The organism is Streptomyces sp. NPDC053513 (assembly GCF_044544765.1).
Classification (GTDB): Bacteria; Actinomycetota; Actinomycetes; order Streptomycetales; family Streptomycetaceae; genus Streptomyces; species Streptomyces litmocidini.
The window spans coordinates 610,264-625,385 of sequence record NZ_JBITXP010000001.1; the positions used below are offsets into that span (position 1 = coordinate 610,264).

General features: G+C 75.1%; 15 protein-coding genes. 2 read left to right on the forward strand and 13 right to left on the reverse strand.

Features of this window, described 5'->3' with window-relative positions; genetic code table 11:
* Positions 1-53: 53 nt before the first annotated feature.
* A complete protein-coding gene (locus tag ACIGW4_RS02545) occupies positions 54-596 on the reverse strand; it encodes an SMI1/KNR4 family protein (protein ID WP_359591180.1) in 543 nt (180 codons plus the stop codon).
* A 346-nt stretch (positions 597-942) separates the two neighbouring features.
* On the opposite strand from ACIGW4_RS02545, the gene ACIGW4_RS02550 reads away from it, so the two are divergent.
* On the forward strand, positions 943-1,608 hold the full coding sequence (locus ACIGW4_RS02550) for a response regulator transcription factor (RefSeq protein WP_123456953.1): 666 nt from the start codon (positions 943-945) through the stop codon (positions 1,606-1,608).
* Positions 1,609-1,767: 159 nt separating this feature from the next.
* Here the strand turns inward: ACIGW4_RS02550 and ACIGW4_RS02555 are convergent, their stop codons facing one another.
* The 8 genes from ACIGW4_RS02555 to ACIGW4_RS02590 all read right to left on the reverse strand — a co-directional run bounded on the left by ACIGW4_RS02555 (position 1,768) and on the right by ACIGW4_RS02590 (position 9,799).
* Positions 1,768-3,216, reverse strand: a complete 1,449-nt coding sequence (locus ACIGW4_RS02555) for a sensor histidine kinase (RefSeq protein ID WP_399577989.1) — start codon at positions 3,214-3,216, stop codon at positions 1,768-1,770.
* Positions 3,209-4,573, reverse strand: coding sequence for an FtsX-like permease family protein (locus ACIGW4_RS02560; RefSeq protein WP_398706558.1), 1,365 nt, complete (start codon positions 4,571-4,573; stop codon positions 3,209-3,211). Before ACIGW4_RS02560 ends, ACIGW4_RS02555 begins: the two co-directional genes overlap by 8 nt.
* Positions 4,574-4,578: 5 nt before the next feature.
* Positions 4,579-5,331 carry an ABC transporter ATP-binding protein gene (locus ACIGW4_RS02565; RefSeq protein WP_123456951.1) on the reverse strand — a complete coding sequence of 251 codons (753 nt, stop codon included), beginning with the start codon at positions 5,329-5,331 and terminating at the stop codon, positions 4,579-4,581.
* 89 nt (positions 5,332-5,420) lie between these two features.
* Positions 5,421-5,615 (reverse strand): hypothetical protein, encoded by a 195-nt coding sequence (locus ACIGW4_RS02570; protein ID WP_123457658.1) that lies wholly within the window; start codon positions 5,613-5,615, stop codon positions 5,421-5,423.
* Between the two features lie 215 nt (positions 5,616-5,830).
* The gene (locus ACIGW4_RS02575) at positions 5,831-6,958 is read right to left on the reverse strand and encodes an acyl-CoA dehydrogenase family protein (protein WP_399577992.1); all 1,128 of its coding nucleotides are present in this window, start codon (positions 6,956-6,958) and stop codon (positions 5,831-5,833) included.
* Positions 6,955-8,136 carry an acyl-CoA dehydrogenase family protein gene (locus tag ACIGW4_RS02580; protein WP_398706554.1) on the reverse strand — a complete coding sequence of 394 codons (1,182 nt, stop codon included), beginning with the start codon at positions 8,134-8,136 and terminating at the stop codon, positions 6,955-6,957. The genes ACIGW4_RS02575 and ACIGW4_RS02580 overlap by 4 nt, the downstream gene beginning before the upstream one ends.
* Positions 8,133-9,101: an NADPH:quinone oxidoreductase family protein gene (locus ACIGW4_RS02585; protein ID WP_399577995.1), complete on the reverse strand. Its 969-nt coding sequence runs from the start codon at positions 9,099-9,101 to the stop codon at positions 8,133-8,135. The genes ACIGW4_RS02580 and ACIGW4_RS02585 overlap by 4 nt, the downstream gene beginning before the upstream one ends.
* A 110-nt stretch (positions 9,102-9,211) precedes the next feature.
* Positions 9,212-9,799, reverse strand: coding sequence for a helix-turn-helix domain-containing protein (locus tag ACIGW4_RS02590; protein WP_123456947.1), 588 nt, complete (start codon positions 9,797-9,799; stop codon positions 9,212-9,214).
* A gap of 193 nt (positions 9,800-9,992) precedes the next feature.
* Between ACIGW4_RS02590 and ACIGW4_RS02595 the strand changes: the two genes are divergently transcribed.
* Complete coding sequence (locus ACIGW4_RS02595; protein ID WP_359591185.1) at positions 9,993-10,766, forward strand: VOC family protein; 774 nt, start codon at positions 9,993-9,995, stop codon at positions 10,764-10,766.
* 19 nt (positions 10,767-10,785) lie between these two features.
* On the opposite strand, the gene ACIGW4_RS02600 is transcribed toward ACIGW4_RS02595, so the two are convergent.
* The 4 genes from ACIGW4_RS02600 to ACIGW4_RS02615 form a co-directional block, all read right to left on the reverse strand.
* Positions 10,786-11,538: a PIG-L deacetylase family protein gene (locus ACIGW4_RS02600; protein ID WP_123456945.1), complete on the reverse strand. Its 753-nt coding sequence runs from the start codon at positions 11,536-11,538 to the stop codon at positions 10,786-10,788.
* A complete protein-coding gene (locus ACIGW4_RS02605; protein WP_398707086.1) occupies positions 11,535-12,467 on the reverse strand; it encodes an SIS domain-containing protein in 933 nt (310 codons plus the stop codon). The genes ACIGW4_RS02600 and ACIGW4_RS02605 overlap by 4 nt, the downstream gene beginning before the upstream one ends.
* Positions 12,468-12,571: 104 nt before the next feature.
* Complete coding sequence (locus ACIGW4_RS02610) at positions 12,572-13,705, reverse strand: GntR family transcriptional regulator (protein ID WP_399577999.1); 1,134 nt, start codon at positions 13,703-13,705, stop codon at positions 12,572-12,574.
* Positions 13,706-13,787: 82 nt separating this feature from the next.
* A complete protein-coding gene (locus tag ACIGW4_RS02615) occupies positions 13,788-15,095 on the reverse strand; it encodes an alpha/beta fold hydrolase (RefSeq protein WP_398706548.1) in 1,308 nt (435 codons plus the stop codon).
* Positions 15,096-15,122 lie beyond the last annotated feature (27 nt).

Consider the following 15,122-nt stretch of genomic DNA (forward strand, 5'->3'; position numbering starts at 1 on the left):
CCCCGGCCGTTCTTCGGTTCCGGGGGGCACCTCTGTTTCACGGCGTCGCGGCCTCACGACCAGACGAGTCGCCCATCGACAACGGAACAGACCGGATGGTCACCCGCGCCGATCCTCGTCAGGATCTCCGCCACGGAGTCGAAGTAGTGGGCCAATGACGCGTACTCGCCGGTGATCGTGGGCTCACCCACGAACCATCTTCCGACACGTCCGTCCGTCGCATCGATGAACTTCCCCGTCCAGGCGTCCTGATCCGACAGGAACGGGATCCACTCCTCGCGCCATTCGTCCCCACCGGACAAGGGGTGATTCGCGTAGAGCTTCTCCATCGCCCGGATGCCCAGAAAGAAGCTCCCCTCGTCCGGGAACCCGTCGTAACCGCAGCAGGCGACGTCGTCGTCCACCTCGTCCTCGGGAAGATCCAGGTTGTTCTGCAGCAGCCACGCCCGCAGGTCCTGAGGCAAGGAGACGCCCATGCGCTCCTCGGCGTCCGCGAGCATCCGCTCCGAGGCCGGGCCGGGCAGGTCCGCGTGATCGGCCGGAGCATGCTCCCGGAGGAGATCCATGACGCGGGACCAGCTCTCCACCACACTCATTCCCCGCTGCCCCTCTCCGCACGAATTCGCTATGCCACTCAACGGGCCCGCCCACTGTAGCCGGACAGCACGGCGGGCCGGTCGAAGAGCCCTCGGGCCGCTGGAGCCTGCGCTCTCCGCGGTGTGCGCCGTAGTGCGGAAGTCCTGGCGCCACAACCAGGTGCCGCTGCCCGCGCCGTCGGCGTGCATGCCGCTGCGGCCGTCGGGGGCGAGGTACGGGTGCTGGGCGGGGCACGGGCCGCGCGGTGGCGGGAGCGGGTGAGAAGTACACGGAACCGCCCCTGCTTTCATGCGGCGTCCACGAGCGGACCGGAAGACGTCCCTGACCGGGGCCGATAATGAGGGGGTGACCGAACGATCTCTGCGCGTGGTGCTGGCCGAGGACTCCGTCGTCCTCCGGGACGGGATGGTCGAGCTGCTCGGCGCCCGCGGATGCGAGGTGGTGGCCACCGCGGGAACGGCGGACGAGCTGCTCGCCGCGGTGGCCCGGCACCGGCCCGACGTCGCCGTGGTCGACATCCGGATGCCGCCCACCCACACCGACGAGGGCATCCGCGCGGCCGTGGAGATCCGGGCGACCGCGCCCGAGGTCGGCGTCCTCGTGTTCTCCCAGCACATCGAGACCGTCTGGGCCTCCCGGCTCCTCGCCGGCGGGGCGACGGGCGTCGGATACCTCCTGAAGGAACGCGTCGCCCGCACCTCCGAGTTCGTGGACGCGCTGCGCCGGGTGGCGGGCGGCGGGACGGCGCTCGACCCGGAGGTGGTCGACCGGCTGGTGCGCGGCGGGCGCGGCGGCCGGCTGAACACGCTGACGCCGCGCGAGCGGGAGGTCCTGGAGCTGATGGCCCAGGGCCACTCCAACCGCTCCGTCGCCGAGCGGCTGGTGGTCTCGGAGCGGGCGGTGGAGAAGCATGTCGCCGCCGTCTTCACCAAGTTCGGCCTGCCGGCCACAGAGGCGGACAACCGCCGGGTGAAGGCCGTACTGGCCTATCTGTCGGAGACCGGCGGGTGAGGGCGGTGCTCGCCCCGCCGCCGGGGGCCGGCGGGTGAAGGCCTCGCTCCTCCGCCGGAGGCCGGTTGCGGAGGCGCCCCCCTCCTCGGCCCGCCGACCCTGGCCGGCGGGTGGGCGTCGGCTTCGTCCGACCGGTCGCGGCCTGCGGTCGGCAGGGGGTCACAGTCTCGCGGGCAGTTCGGCCGTGACCTCCGTCGGGCCGCCCGGCGGACTGTCCACCCGCAGGGTGCCGTCCACCGCCGCGAGCCGCTGGGCCAGACCGGCGAGCCCGGTGCCGCCGCCGGGCGCCGCGCCACCGCGCCCGTCGTCACGGACCGTCAGACGCACCCGGCCGGCCCGCACGACGGCCGCGAGGTCGGCCGTCCGCGCACCGCTGTGCCGGGCGATGTTGGTGAGCAGCTCCGCCGCGCAGAAGTAGACCGCGCGCTCGACGGTCTCGTCCGGGCGTTCGGCGAGGTCCATGCGGACGGTGACGGGGACGGGCGAGGTGGCGGCAAGTCCCGGCAGTGCCTCCCCGAGACCGCCGTCCAGGGCGACGGGATGGATGCCCCGGGTGAGGAGCCGCAGCTCGGCGACGGTCTCCTCCGTCTGGCTCCGGGCGCGGTCCAGCAGGGTCCGCAGCCGGGCGAGGTCCGGGCCGGCGGCCGGAGCGAGCGCGTCCTCGGTCAGCGAGAGGGTGATGGCCAGGGCCACGAGCCGGGCCTGGGTGCCGTCGTGCAGGTCCCGCTCCAGGCGGCGCAGCCGGTCGCCGTTCTCCGCGAGCAGCGCGGCGCGGGCCGCCTCCAGCTCCCGGACCCGGCGCTGGGCGCGGGCCGGACCGAGGAGCAGTCCCGCGAGCCGCCGGTTCGCGCCGGCGAGGAGGCGCAGGAGCCCGGGCGCAGCGGTCAGCAGGGCGAGGCCCAGGAGGACGGAGGGTCCGTCCAGCCGGACCCCCGGCGGGGAGTCGGGTTCCAGCAGGCGGCCCCAGAGCGGGAAGCCGATGAGCCATCCGCACGCGAGGGGCAGCACCACCGCCGCGGCGAAGCCGAGGACGCCGAGCGGCAGCCGCAGGACGAGGTACAGCAGGGTCCGCCAGGCGACCGGGTCGGTCAGTACGGCCCGGCCGCGGGCGAGGAGGCCGTCGGGGCACGGAAGTGCGGCCGGGGCCTCGACGCGCGCGCCGAGCAGCGCACCGACCAGACGCCGGTGCGGGGCGCCGAGGCCACGCGCGCCGAGCAGCGCGAGGACCACGAACGGAAGGCCGAGCACGGTGAGCGAGAGCAGCGTCCCCGCGTACACGACGGCCAGCGCGTACACCCCGCAGACCAGGGCGACCGGCAGCCCCAGGACGGCGAACATCCACTCGCCGGCGCGGACGGAGAAGTACCGTCGCCGGGTGGCACCGGCCGCGGGCCGGACGGCGTCGGACGACGCGGCGTCGGACCCGCCGACGCCGGACCGGCCGGCACCGGACCCGCCCGCGGCGGCCCCCGCACCGCCGGACGGCCCGGCACCGTCCCCCTGTTCACCACCGGACACCGGGCTCCGCGCCCCCGGATCGTCGCGCGGCGCGGGCTCGTCGTCGGACGGCCGGTTCTCCGGAGGGCCGCCGTGCGTCGTGTCAGTCACGGCCGCCGCCCACGAGTTCCGCCGCCGGGCCCCGGATCGCGCGCAGGCCGGAGCCGAGGATGCCCGGGACGGTCAGCGCGGCCGCGCCCGCGACGATCGCGCCGCAGGTCGCCGCGGGCACGGACGGCATCGCGGAGCCGGTCGCCGCCGCGCTGAAGGCGGCGGTGGCGAGCGCGGCGACGGTGGCGCCGAGGAGGACGCCGACCGCGGTGGTGAGCAGGGCCTCGGCGGTGAGCATGCGCAGCAGTTGGCGCCGCGTCGCACCGACCAGGCGCAGCAGCGCGAACTCGCGGCGACGCTCCCCGGTGACGGCGACGACCGTGTTGATCGTGGAGACGGCGGCGAAGCAGGTGAGGAGCGCCAGTTCGGCCTGGCGCAGCCAGACGTCGGTGGCGGAGGCGGCACCGGTCGGTCCGGCCGCTCGTTCGGCGGTACGTGTCATGATCGTCATGGTCGCCGACAGGCCCACGAGCAGCGCGACCGGCACCACGGCGGAGGTCAGCCGCCGGGCGTGGCCGCGCAGGTTGGCGTCCGCGAGCCAGCCCGTGCCGGGCAGCAGCGCCCGCAGGGGCGCGCCCAGGACGGCGACCAGGGCGCGTGCCGCGAGCGGCCCGGTCAGGCCGACCGCCACGAGCAGCACGAGCGAGCCGAGCAGCGCCGCCTGTCCCGCCTTGTCCAGCTCGTCCGGGGGCCGTGTGGCGGACAGCCGCAGCAGCAGGCCGCCGCCCGCCAGGGCGGCGACGCCGGCGACGAGGCGCGGTGGACCGGTCCGTCCTTGTTCGGTGGTGGTCGCGGTGAGCGCGGCCGCGGGCGCGATCCGGGAGATCCGCCGGACCGCCACGGCCGAGGCGGCGAGCCCGACGGCGAGGGTGATCGCCAGGGCGACGAGGGCGGGCAGCGGCGTCACGGGCACGTCCAGTGCCGGCGCGGCCATCCCCCGCCGCTGCAGGGCACCGAGGAGGCCGTGCGCGGCGTACACGCCGGCGAGCGCGCCGGGCGCGGCCACGGCGAGTGCGGTGAGGACGATCTGTACGCGGACCAGGCGCCGTACCTGACGGGGTGTCGCCGCGATCGTGCGCAGCAGCGCGAGCTCGCGGTGCTGTCGGCGCAGGGCGAAGCCGATCGCGTTGACGACGACGAAGAAGGCGACCAGGACGGCGATCTCGCCGAAGGCTCCCGCGATCACCCTCAGCCCGGGTCCGGCCACCGGTGCCCGGCGGGCGGTGGGTGCGGTGGCCTCGGTCGCGAACAGCGAGCCGAACAGGGTCGTCGTGGCGAGGAGGAGGAAGAGCGCGACGGCGAGTCCGGCGAAGGCGGCCGGACGCCGGCGCAGCTGTCCGAGGGCGAGGAGGGTCATGAAGCTCACCCGCCCAGCCGGCCGAGGCGGGCCGCGATCCCGGCGGCGGTGGGCCGGTCCAGTTCGTCGACCACGCGTCCGTCGGCGAGGAGCAGCACCCGGTCGGCGTACGCGGCGGCGACGGGGTCGTGGGTGACCATCGCGCAGGTCCGTCCGTCCCGGTCGACACCGTCGCGCAGGAGGGCGAGGATCTCGTGTCCGGTGGCCCGGTCGAGCGCGCCGGTGGGTTCGTCGGCGAAGAGGACGGGGGGCCGGGAGACGAGCGCGCGGGCGATGGCCACGCGTTGCTGCTGGCCGCCGGAGAGCTGTCCGGGGCGGTGCCGTTCGCGTCCGGCGAGACCGACGCGGGCGAGGGCGTCGAGGACGCGGCCGCGGTCCGGGCGGTCCCCGGCGAGGCGGCCGGGCAGCTCGACGTTCTGGGCGACGGTCATGGCCGGCATCAGGTTGAACGCCTGGAAGACGAAGCCGATCCGGGTGCGCCGCAGTGTCGCCAGTTTCCGTTCCGGGAGCCGACTCACCTCGGTGTCGCCCCACCAGACGGTGCCGCGGGTGGGGCGGTCCATGCCGGCGAGGCAGTGCAGCAGGGTCGTCTTGCCGGATCCGGAAGGGCCCATCACGGCGGTGAAGGTGCCGGGTGCGAGGGTCACCGACACCCCGCGCAGCGCGTGTACGGAGGCGGTGCCGCGCCCGTAGGCGCGGTGCAGGTCCTCGGCGCGGGCGGCGGTCGCCGTCCTCGTGTCCGTCGTCGTCTCAGCCATGCCCTCATCCTCGGCGGGCACGGCGGGTCGGGTCGATCGTGCCCGCCCCCGCATCGGGGGTTCGGATATCCGAACCCCCGTGGGGCGGGTCAGGGCCTGAGGCTGGAGACCACGTCGGCGGTGGCGGCCACGCCGTTGTGGATGGTGGGCGCCATGCTGGTGCCGGCGAGGAAGAAGCCGAGCAGGGCGCAGACGAGGGCGTGCGTGACCTTGAGGCCGCCGTTCCGCAGGAAGATCACGGCCAGTACCAGCAGCAGCACCACGACAGAAATGGAAACGGCCATCGCTCTCACGTCCCTCCGTCGCCGCACCGGAATTGCGGCGTTCGGCGGACAGTGTGACGGAATGCGCGGTCCGTCCGGGCGTATGGCGGGGCGGCCATACGGGTGAGATTCGGTCAGGGCCCGGTGGCCAGGCGGTCCTGCCGGTGCGACCGTACGGTCGCACCGGCGGTTCAGCAGGACGCGGTCGTGGCCCGCACCCGGAGGTCCCCGCTCCGTCAGGCGGGCGCGGGCAGGTCCGCCAGGGTCGCGATCGCGTCCTGGTGCCGGCCCGTCGAACCGAGCGCGATCTGGTCGGACTTGGCCCGCTTCAGTGCCAGGTGCGCCGGGTGCTCCCAGGTCATCCCGATCCCGCCGTGCAGCTGCACGCATTCCTCGGCGGCGCGGACCGCGACCTTGGAGCAGTAGGCCTGGGCCACCGCCACGGTCAGCGGGGCGTCCGGGGCGCCGGTGGCGAGGGCGTCGGCGGCGGCGCGGGCCGCGGCCCTGGCCCCGACGAGGTCCAGCCAGAGCTGGGCCATGCGGTGCTTCAGGGCCTGGAAGGAGCCCACGGGCCGGTTGAACTGGTGGCGTTCGCGGGTGTACCGGACGGTCTCCTCCAGACACCACGCGGCGAGGCCGAGCTGCTCGGAGGCGAGCAGTCCCGCACCGGCGAGGAGGCCGCGCCGGACGGCCGCGCGGGCCGCCTCGCGGTCGGCGAGCCGGGTGCCGCTCCCGGGCTCCGGGGTGACGCGGGCGAGGGGACGGGTGAGGTCGAGCGGGGTCTGCGGCTCGACGGTCGCCTCTCCGGCCGGTACGGCGTACAGGCCGTCGGCGCGCGGGACGAGGAGGACGTCGGCCGCGACGGCGTCGGCGACGCCCGCGACGGTGGGGGCGGGCAGCGGCCCGGCGCCGGTCACGTCGGACGGGGACGGTTCCGCGGGCGGGAACGGCTCCGCGTCCGGCGCGGTCGCCAGGGGTGCGGCGAGCACCGCGACCGTCCGGCCGCTCGCGAGCTCCGCCAGGAGGTCGACGGCCGGGCCGCCGCCCTCCCCCGCCAGGCCGAGGAGCGTCTCCGTGGCCACCACCGCGCTCGTGAGGTACGGCAGCGGCGTCACCGCGCGGCCCAGCTCCTCCAGGACCACCGCGGCCTCGCGGTGGCTCGCGCCCTGGCCTCCGAGCTTCTCGGGGACGAGGAGCCCGGCGGCTCCGACATCGCCCGCGAGGGACTTCCAGAGGCCGGGGACGTACGGGTCGTCCGTCTCGATCCGGTCGAGCAGGGTCCGGTGGCCGGCCCGGTCGGCGAGCAGGGCGCGGACTGCCGCCCGCAGGTCGTCCTCGGTCTCGGAGTACAGAAGATCAGTCATCGCGCGAGGTCCTTCCAGGCGACGTCCTTGTCGTTGCGGGGCTCCGGCGGCAGGCCGAGGACCCGCTCGGCGACGATGTTGAGGAGCACCTCGCTGGTCCCGCCCTCGATCGAGTTGCCCTTGGAGCGCAGATAGCGGTAGCCGGCGTCCCGGCCGGTGAAGTCGACGAGCTCGGGGCGGCGCATCTCCCATTCGCCGTACAGCAGGCCCTCGTCGCCGAGGAGTTCGACCTCCAGGCCGCTGATGGCCTGGTTGAGCCGGGCGAATCCGAGCTTCGTCGCGCTGCCCTCGGGGCCGGGCTGTCCGGCGACGAGCTGCTGGCGGAGGCGTTCGCCGGTGAGCCGGGCGACCTCGGCGTCGACCCAGAGGTCGAGGAGGCGCCGGTGCAGTTCGTGGGTGCGCAGCTCGGGGCGCTCGCGCCAGGTCGTGGCGAGCTTCCCGATCATGCCGCCCTCGCGGGGGATCCGGGCGCCGCCGATGGAGACCCGCTCGTTCATCAGGGTGGTCTGGGCGACCCGCCAGCCGTCGCCGACCTCGCCGAGGCGGTGGGCGTCGGGGATGCGGACGCCGGTGAGGAAGACCTCGTTGAACTCGGCCTCGCCGGTGATCTGGCGCAGCGGCCTGACCTCCACCCCGGGGTCGGTCATGTCGCAGACGAAGTAGGTGATGCCCCGGTGCTTGGGGGCGTCCGGGTCGGTGCGGGCGATGAGGATGGCCCAGCGGGCGAGGTGGGCGCTGGAGGTCCACACCTTCTGCCCGTCGACCACCCAGTCCTCGCCGTCCCGCACGGCGCGGGTGCCGAGCGCCGCGAGGTCGGAGCCGGCGCCGGGCTCGCTGAAGAGCTGGCACCAGACCTCCTCGCCGACCCAGAGGGGGCGCAGGAAGCGCTCCTTGACCTCGTCGGAGCCGTACTGGAGCAGGGTGGGGGCGGCCATGCCGAGGCCGATGCCGATCCGGCGCGGGTCGTTGTCGGGGGCGCCCGCGGCGGCGAGTTCGGCGTCGACGACGGCCTGGAGGGCGCGGGGCGCGTCGAGTCCGCCGAGGCCCGCGGGGTAGTGCACCCAGGCGAGTCCGGCGTCGAAGCGGGCCTTGAGGAAGTCGGTGCGGTCGGTCGTGGCGGGCGGGTGCTCGGCGAGCAACCGCCGTGTGCGGGAGCGGAGTTCCTCGGCGTCGGTCATGCGCGGGCTCCTTCCGGGAGGACGACCAGGCGGCCGGTGGTGGTGCCGTCGGCGACGCGCTGGACGGCGTCCGCCGCGTCCGCGAAGGGGACGCGTTCGCCGATGAGCGGCTTGATCAGCCCCTTCGCCGCGTAGGCGGTCAGGGTCTCGTGGCAGCGGCCGACGGAGGCCGGGTCCTTCGCCGCGTACAGGCCCCAGTGGAGGCCGAGGACCGAGTAGTTCTTCACCAGGGCGTGGTTGAGGGCGGGTGCGGGGACGGTGCCGCTCGCGAAGCCGACGACCACGATCCGGCCCTCGAAGGCGACGCACTTGGCGGACTGCTGGTAGGCCTCGCCGCCGACGGGGTCGTAGACCACGTCGGCGCCCCGGCCGCCGGTGGCGGCCTTGACGGCGGCGACGACGTCCTCGGAGTGGCGGTCGATCACCAGGTCGCAGCCGAGGGCGCGGGCGACGGCCGCCTTCTCCGGGCCGCCGACGACGCCGATGACGGTGGCGCCGGCCGCCTTGCCGAGCTGGACGGCGGCGCTGCCGACGCCGCCCGCCGCCGCGTGGACGAGGAGGGTCTCTCCCTCCTTCAGGGCGGCGCGGCGGTGCAGGCCGAACCAGCCGGTCTGGTAGCCGATGTGCAGCGCGGCGGCCTCGGCGTCGTCGAGCGCCTCCGGGGCGGGCAGGAGGCCGGCGGCGTCGGCGAGGACGTACTCGGCGAAGCCGCCGTGCGGGAGGGCGGCGGTGGTGACGACCCGGCGCCCGTCCCCGGTCTCGGCGCAGACCTCGACGCCGGGGGTGAAGGGCAGCGGGGGCCGCACCTGGTAGTGGCCGCGGCAGAGCAGGGCGTCGGGGAAGTTGACGTTCGCCGCGCGGACCTTCAGGAGGACCTGGCCGTCGCCGGGCGTGGGCGGTTCCACCTCTTCGCGGCGCATCACCGCGCGCGGTTCGCCGTTCTCGTACACACGCCATGCCTGCATCCGGAATGCCTCCTCCGTACCGAGCGGTCGGTGGCATACTAAGCGGTCGCTTGCCTCGGGGGAACCGCCCGGCCGGACTTCTTGCCGGGTCGGCGGGACTTCTCGGGGGGTCAGCCGGACTTCTTGGGGCGCGCCCTGACGTGCATGCGCTCCCCCTGCGGTCCGAACAGGCTCAGGAACTCCACCGGGCCCTCGGCCGTCGGCCCGAACCAGTGCGGGACGCGCGTGTCGAACTCGGCCGCCTCGCCGGCGGCCAGGACGACGTCGTGCTCGCCCAGGACGAGCCGGAGCCGCCCGGAGAGCACGTACAGCCACTCGTACCCCTCGTGCACCCGGGGCTCCGGCGCCTCGTGCGCCTTCTCCTGGATCACCTTGTACGCCTGGAGCCCGCCGGGCTGCCGGGTCAGGGGGTACATCGTCCGCCCGTGGCGCACGATGGGCTTCGCCTTGACCCGGGGGTCGCCCACCGGCGGGGCCCCGACCAGCTCGTCCAGGGGGACCTGGTGGGCGCGGGCGAGCGGCAGGAGCAGTTCGAGGCTGGGCCTGCGCTGCCCGGACTCCAGCCGGGACAGGGTGCTCACGGAGATCCCTGTGGCGGCGGAGAGCTCGGCGAGCGTCACCCCGCGGTCACGGCGGACCCGGCGGAGCCGGGGGCCGACCTCGGTCAGCACGGCGTCGATGCGGTCGTCTTCGGTCATGCGAGTCATACGGCCAGTGTTGCAGAAACGGCAAGGTTCCTTGCGGAACGGTCGAGGTCGCGGCCGCCCCCGGCGAGGGTTCGCCCGGCCGGATGAAAGAGGGCGGTCGGGGCTGCGCCGCACGGACCCGGGGGTGAGGATCGGCCATGGTGACCACATTCGGCCACGGACGACACAAGGACGGGACACCTCCATGCTCGGTACGCAGTTCACCCAGGGCTCCCCCAGCTGGCTCGACCTCGGCAGCCCCGACACCGAGGCCGCCGCCGCCTTCTACGGGGCCGTCTTCGGCTGGGAGTTCCGGTCGGCGGGACCGGAGGCCGGCGGCTACGGCTTCTTCCAGCAGGACGGCCGCACGGTCGGCGCCCTGGGGCCGCTCGACGACGGCGCGCGCAGCGCCTGGACGGTCTACTTCCAGACCCCGGACGCGGACGCCACCCAGAAGGCCGCCGAGGCGGCGGGCGGCAAGGTGCGCGTCGAGGCCTTCGACGTCATGGACGCCGGCCGCATGGCCTGCCTCACCGACCCGGCCGGTGCCGAGTTCGCCGTCTGGCAGCCCGGCAGGGTGAAGGGCCTGGAGCGGACCTCCTCGACCCACACCCTCCTCTGGACCGAACTCCACGTCCCCGACCCGGAGTCCGCGCTCGCCTTCTACCGGACCCTGTTCGGCTGGCGCTGGTCGGAGATGGACGCCCCCGGCATGACCTACCGGGTGCTCTCCACCGCCGAGGGCGACCAGGAGGACGCCTCCTTCGGCGGCGTGGCGGAGGCCCAGGAGGGCATGACGCCGTCCTGGGTCCCGTACTTCGCGGTCGAGGACGCCGACGCGATCGCCGACGCGACCCGGGGCAGCGGCGGCTCGGTCCTGATGCCCCCTGCCGACATCCCCGACGTCGGCCGCATCGCCTGGCTCGCCGACCCCTTCGACGCGATCTTCGCGGTGCTGAAGCCTGCGCCGAGGGGGTGAGCGGGATCCGTTCCCGCCGTCAGCGGCCGAAGAGTTCGAACGTCACCGCCGGGCGGCCGCCGAAGCGGTCCGAGGACCGGGACGTCGCCGTGGTGAGGAAGGTGCGGACGTACTCCTCCGGGTCCTCGTCCGTCAGGGCCTCGATGTAGGCGCGGTGGCAGAGGAGGGAGCGGATCGCGCGGTCCAGGCCCGGGGTCGCGTCGACCGCGTGGGTCGGGGTGCTGGAGGCGGCGACCGCGACCCAGCGGACGCCGTTCCAGGGCTCCAGGCCCCGCTCGGTCAGTTCGGGGAAGATCCAGCGGTTTCCGGCGTCGGCGGCCGCGTCCAGCGTGGCGCGGCCGACGGCCAGGTGGTCGGGGGTGTTCCAGGGGGCGCCCGGCCCCCCGCCCCAGGTGTCGCGGTGGTTGAGGGTGATCACGAGCTCCGGGCGGTGGCGGCGGATCGCGGCCGCGATGTCCCGGCGCAGGCCGAGCCCGTACTCGATCACGCCGTCGCGGTGGTCGAGGAACTCGACGGTGTCCACGCCCACGACGGCGGCGCTCTCCCGCTGTTCGCGCTCGCGGAGCGGGCCGCAGACGTCCGGGGCGAGGGTGTCGATGCCGGCCTCTCCCCGGGTGGCGAGGACGTAGGCGACCTCCTTTCCCTCGTCCGTCCAGGCGGCGACCGCCGCCGCGCAGCCGTACTCCAGGTCGTCGGGGTGGGCGACGACGCACAGCGCGCGCCGCCAGTCGCCGGGCATCTCCGGGAGGTCCATCGCATCCGTGTCGATCATGACCGCAGGATACGGGCCGCGTCCGACGCCGTCGGGCGGAACGCCCCGGCGAGGATCACCGAGCGCGAGACGTGGCGCGGGCGGTCCGGGTTGAGGCCGCGCCGGTCCGCGAGGGCGACCGCGAGCCGCTGGACGCGGACGAGGGCCGCGACCGGATCGATCGCGTCGGCGGCGAACAGCGCGCCGGTGGACTCCACTTCGTCGCGCAGGCCGGAGGGTTCCGGACCGATGCAGCAGACCAGGCTCGAACGGTCGCTGATGGTGATCGGGCCGTGGCGGTACTCCATCGCCGCGTACGACTCCGTCCAGGCGCGGGCCACTTCGCGCAGCTTGAGCGCCGCCTCGTCGGCGAGCCCGACGGTCCAGCCGGTGCCGAGGAAGGTGAACTGACCGCGCCGCTCCCAGGCGGCGGGCAGCCGCTCGTACAGGACGAGTTCGGCGTCGGCGATCGCCGGTCCGAGGTCCACCCCGAGCCCGGCGCGCAGGAGTTGGAGGGCGGTGGTGGCGAACCGGGTCTGGACGACGGAGCGTTCGTCGGCGAAGCCGAGGTCGACGATCCGGTCGGCGAGGCGCCCGGCGGGGCTGTCGGGGACGCCGGTGACGACGAGCGTCGGGACGCGGCCGGCGGCACGGGCGAGCAGGTCCACGACCTCGGTGGTGGTGCCGGAGCGGGTGAGGGCGACGATCCGGTCGTAGCCGCGGCCGAGCGGGGTCGCGTCGGAGGCGGGGAACGCGTCGGTCTCGCCCGCGCCGAGGGACTCCCGCAGGGCCGCGTAGGCGCGGGCGATGAAGTAGGAGGTGCCGCAGCCGACGACCGCCACGCGCTCGCCCCGGGACGGCAGCAGGCCGCCGTCGCGGTCGGCGATCTCGGCGGCACGGCGCCAGCAGTCGGGCTGGCCGGCGATCTCCGCGCCGACGTGGGTGCTCATGGTCCGGGTGCTCATGGTCCGGGTCCTCTCCTCGCAGGGGCCCTCGCGGGTCCGGACCGAGTTGTATCCGCACGCGAGCAGAGCACACCATGAGCAATCCGAACTCACCGCTTGGACTTTTGTGGCTCCCCCGTCGACCGCCCGCCGCAGGAGGCCCGGACCACCAGGCGCGGTCTCAGCTGCACCTGGTGGAGCGGGGCCGCGTCCCCCTCGGCGAGCCGCCGGAGCAGGATCTGCGCGGCGAGGCGGCCGAGCTGGTACTTGGGGGGCGAGACGGCCGTCAGCGGGATCTCCGCGACATCGGCGAACTCGTTGTCGTAGCTGATCAGGGCGAGGTCCTCGGGCACCCGGAGCCCGGCCCGGCGGGCCGCTCCGAGCATCAGGGCGGCCTCCCGGTCGCCGAAGCAGAGCGCGGCGGTCACACCGGCGGAGCGCAGCGCGGCGAGCGCCCGGTCGGCCCGGTCCGGGTCCCAGCGGGCCATCACGTCCCGCTCGTGCGCCGGGGCGGCGGGCAGCCCGAGGTCGGCGAGCGCGCGGGCGAAGCCGGACTCGATGGGCGCGGTGGTGGGCGCGTCGGTGCGGGCGACGAGCCCGAGCCGCTCGTGGCCGAGGGCGCGCAGATGGCGCACGGCGTCGTAGGCGCCGCCCTCGTGGTCGGTGCAGACGTGCTCGGTGGGGTCGCCGGGGCCGTGGGCGGCGAGCCGGCGCTCGACGAGGACGGCGGGGACGGGCAGGGCGAGGAGCTCCTCGGCGCGCCGGCCCGGGTCGGTGGCGGTGTGCAGGCTGGGGACGAGGAGGAGCCCGTGGACCCCGGCGGAGAGGAGCCGTTCGACGGCGGCGTCCTCCTCGGCGGGGTCGTAGTGCGAGCAGGCGAGGACGAGCCGGGCGCCGACCGCCGCGAGCTCCCTCTCGATGCCCTGGAGGACGCGCGGGTAGTAGAAGGCGGTGTCGGGGACGAGGACGCCGACGATCCGGCGGTCGGCCCGGTCCTGCTCGGGCCGGTGGGCGGAGAAGGTGCCCGCGCCCTGGCGCCGTTCGACGAGGCCGAGGGCGACGAGGTCCTCGTAGGCGCGGCGGACGGTGGTGACGGAGAGCCCGGTCTCGGTGGCGAGCGCCCGCTCGGTGGGGAGCTTGCTGCCGGGGGGCCAGGTGCCGTCGAGGATGCCGCGCCGCAACTCCGCCATGAGGGCCCGGAACTTCAGCTCCCGGCCGGAGGCCGGTGTCTCGCGTGCCGCCATCCGGGCCCCCTCGTGCGCGCCGGGGCTCGTGCCCCGGTGTCATTGCTGATCGATTGCGCGCCGAATCCTATGACCTGTGTCCTCAGATCTCTCCCCGCGCGAGGGCGAGGAGCCGGTCGAGGACGCGGGGCCCGCCGGCCCGCACGCCGTCGTGCTCGAACTCGTCGGTCACCCAGGTCCGCAGGCCGCGCACGGCGCGCGCGGTCTCCAGGGAGTGGGCGGTGTCGACGTACATGTCGTCGTGGTAGACGGCGGCCGCCACCGGCACCCGGTTGGCGGCGAGGCGCTCGGGGTCGTACAGCGGGGGCCAGTCGGCACGCGCGGCGAGCAGTTCGGCGGTCTCGCGGAGCGGGCGCAGGGCGGGGTCGGTGGTGAAGTGCCAGGGGTGGACGGTCTCGCCGGTGAAGAGCGGGGTCGCGCCCTCGGCGAGCGCCGCCCGGGCGTCGAACTCGGGGTGCTCGGCGCGGATCCGCTCGGCGGCCCAGTCGGTGGGGCCCTGCCCCTGGGCGTAGATGGCCTCGTGCAGCACGGCGTACAGCGGGTGTCCCGCGTACGAGAGGTGGGCCTGGACCTGCTCCAGGAAGGCGTCGGAGAGCTCGGGTCCGCCCGGGGTGGGCACGAAGGCACCCTCCAGGAGCAGGTGGAGCTGGTGGGTGCCCTCGCCGGAGCCGAGGAGGATGCCGAGGGACTGGAAGGCCTCGACGGTGAGGAGCCCGCCGCCGGGGAGGGCGACCTCCCGGTCGAGGAGGTGGGCGGCGATCGCGCGGGCCCGTTCGGCGTCCTGGGGGTAGCGGGCGAAGTGGGCCTCGTTCTTCCGCCGGATCCGGGGGTACGCGGCGCGGTAGACCTCGTCGGCGGTGGCGTCGAGGGAGGGCAGGCCGCCGGTGACGAGGACGGTGTCCAGGCCCTCGGGGGCGGTGGAGAGGTAGTGGGTGGCGCAGAAGCCGCCGAAGCTCTGGCCGAGGACGGTCCAGGGGGCGCCGCCGGTGAGGCGGCGCCGGATCAGCTCGCAGTCCTTGACGATGGAGTCGGCGCGGAAGTGGGCCAGGTAGTCCGCCTGTTCGGCCGGGCCGCCGCGCAGCGGCAGGGTCTGCCGGTTGGCGGGGGTGGAGCGGCCGGTGCCACGCTGGTCGAGGAGGAGGACGCGGAACTCCTTCACGGCGCGGCCGAGCCAGGCCTGCGGGCCGATGAACCGGCGGGCGCCGAAGCCGGGGCCGCCCTCCAGGTAGACCAGCCAGGGAAGCTTCTCGCGGCCGGGTCCGGCGTGGCCGCTCGCGACGACCTCACGGCCGAAGACCTCGATGCGTTCGCCGTCGGGGCGGGCGTGGTCGAGGGGGACGGGGAAGCGGTGGTCCGTGAGGACGAGACCCGGCTGCCGGTAGGTGGTCACGCTGCTCTGCTCCTGTTCGGTACGCCC

Coding starts and splice junctions, on each gene's coding strand:
- ACIGW4_RS02580 (WP_398706554.1), bottom strand. CDS start 8,136: ATGACCGACGCCGAGGAACTCCGCTCCCGCACACGGCGGTTGCTCGCC.
- ACIGW4_RS02600 (WP_123456945.1), bottom strand. CDS start 11,538: ATGATCGACACGGATGCGATGGACCTCCCGGAGATGCCCGGCGACTGG.
- ACIGW4_RS02560 (WP_398706558.1), bottom strand. CDS start 4,573: ATGACCCTCCTCGCCCTCGGACAGCTGCGCCGGCGTCCGGCCGCCTTC.
- ACIGW4_RS02585 (WP_399577995.1), bottom strand. CDS start 9,101: ATGCAGGCATGGCGTGTGTACGAGAACGGCGAACCGCGCGCGGTGATG.
- ACIGW4_RS02610 (WP_399577999.1), bottom strand. CDS start 13,705: ATGGCGGCACGCGAGACACCGGCCTCCGGCCGGGAGCTGAAGTTCCGG.
- ACIGW4_RS02545 (WP_359591180.1), bottom strand. CDS start 596: ATGAGTGTGGTGGAGAGCTGGTCCCGCGTCATGGATCTCCTCCGGGAG.
- ACIGW4_RS02590 (WP_123456947.1), bottom strand. CDS start 9,799: ATGACCGAAGACGACCGCATCGACGCCGTGCTGACCGAGGTCGGCCCC.
- ACIGW4_RS02565 (WP_123456951.1), bottom strand. CDS start 5,331: ATGGCTGAGACGACGACGGACACGAGGACGGCGACCGCCGCCCGCGCC.
- ACIGW4_RS02605 (WP_398707086.1), bottom strand. CDS start 12,467: ATGAGCACCCACGTCGGCGCGGAGATCGCCGGCCAGCCCGACTGCTGG.
- ACIGW4_RS02575 (WP_399577992.1), bottom strand. CDS start 6,958: ATGACTGATCTTCTGTACTCCGAGACCGAGGACGACCTGCGGGCGGCA.
- ACIGW4_RS02595 (WP_359591185.1), top strand. CDS start 9,993: ATGCTCGGTACGCAGTTCACCCAGGGCTCCCCCAGCTGGCTCGACCTC.
- ACIGW4_RS02570 (WP_123457658.1), bottom strand. CDS start 5,615: ATGGCCGTTTCCATTTCTGTCGTGGTGCTGCTGCTGGTACTGGCCGTG.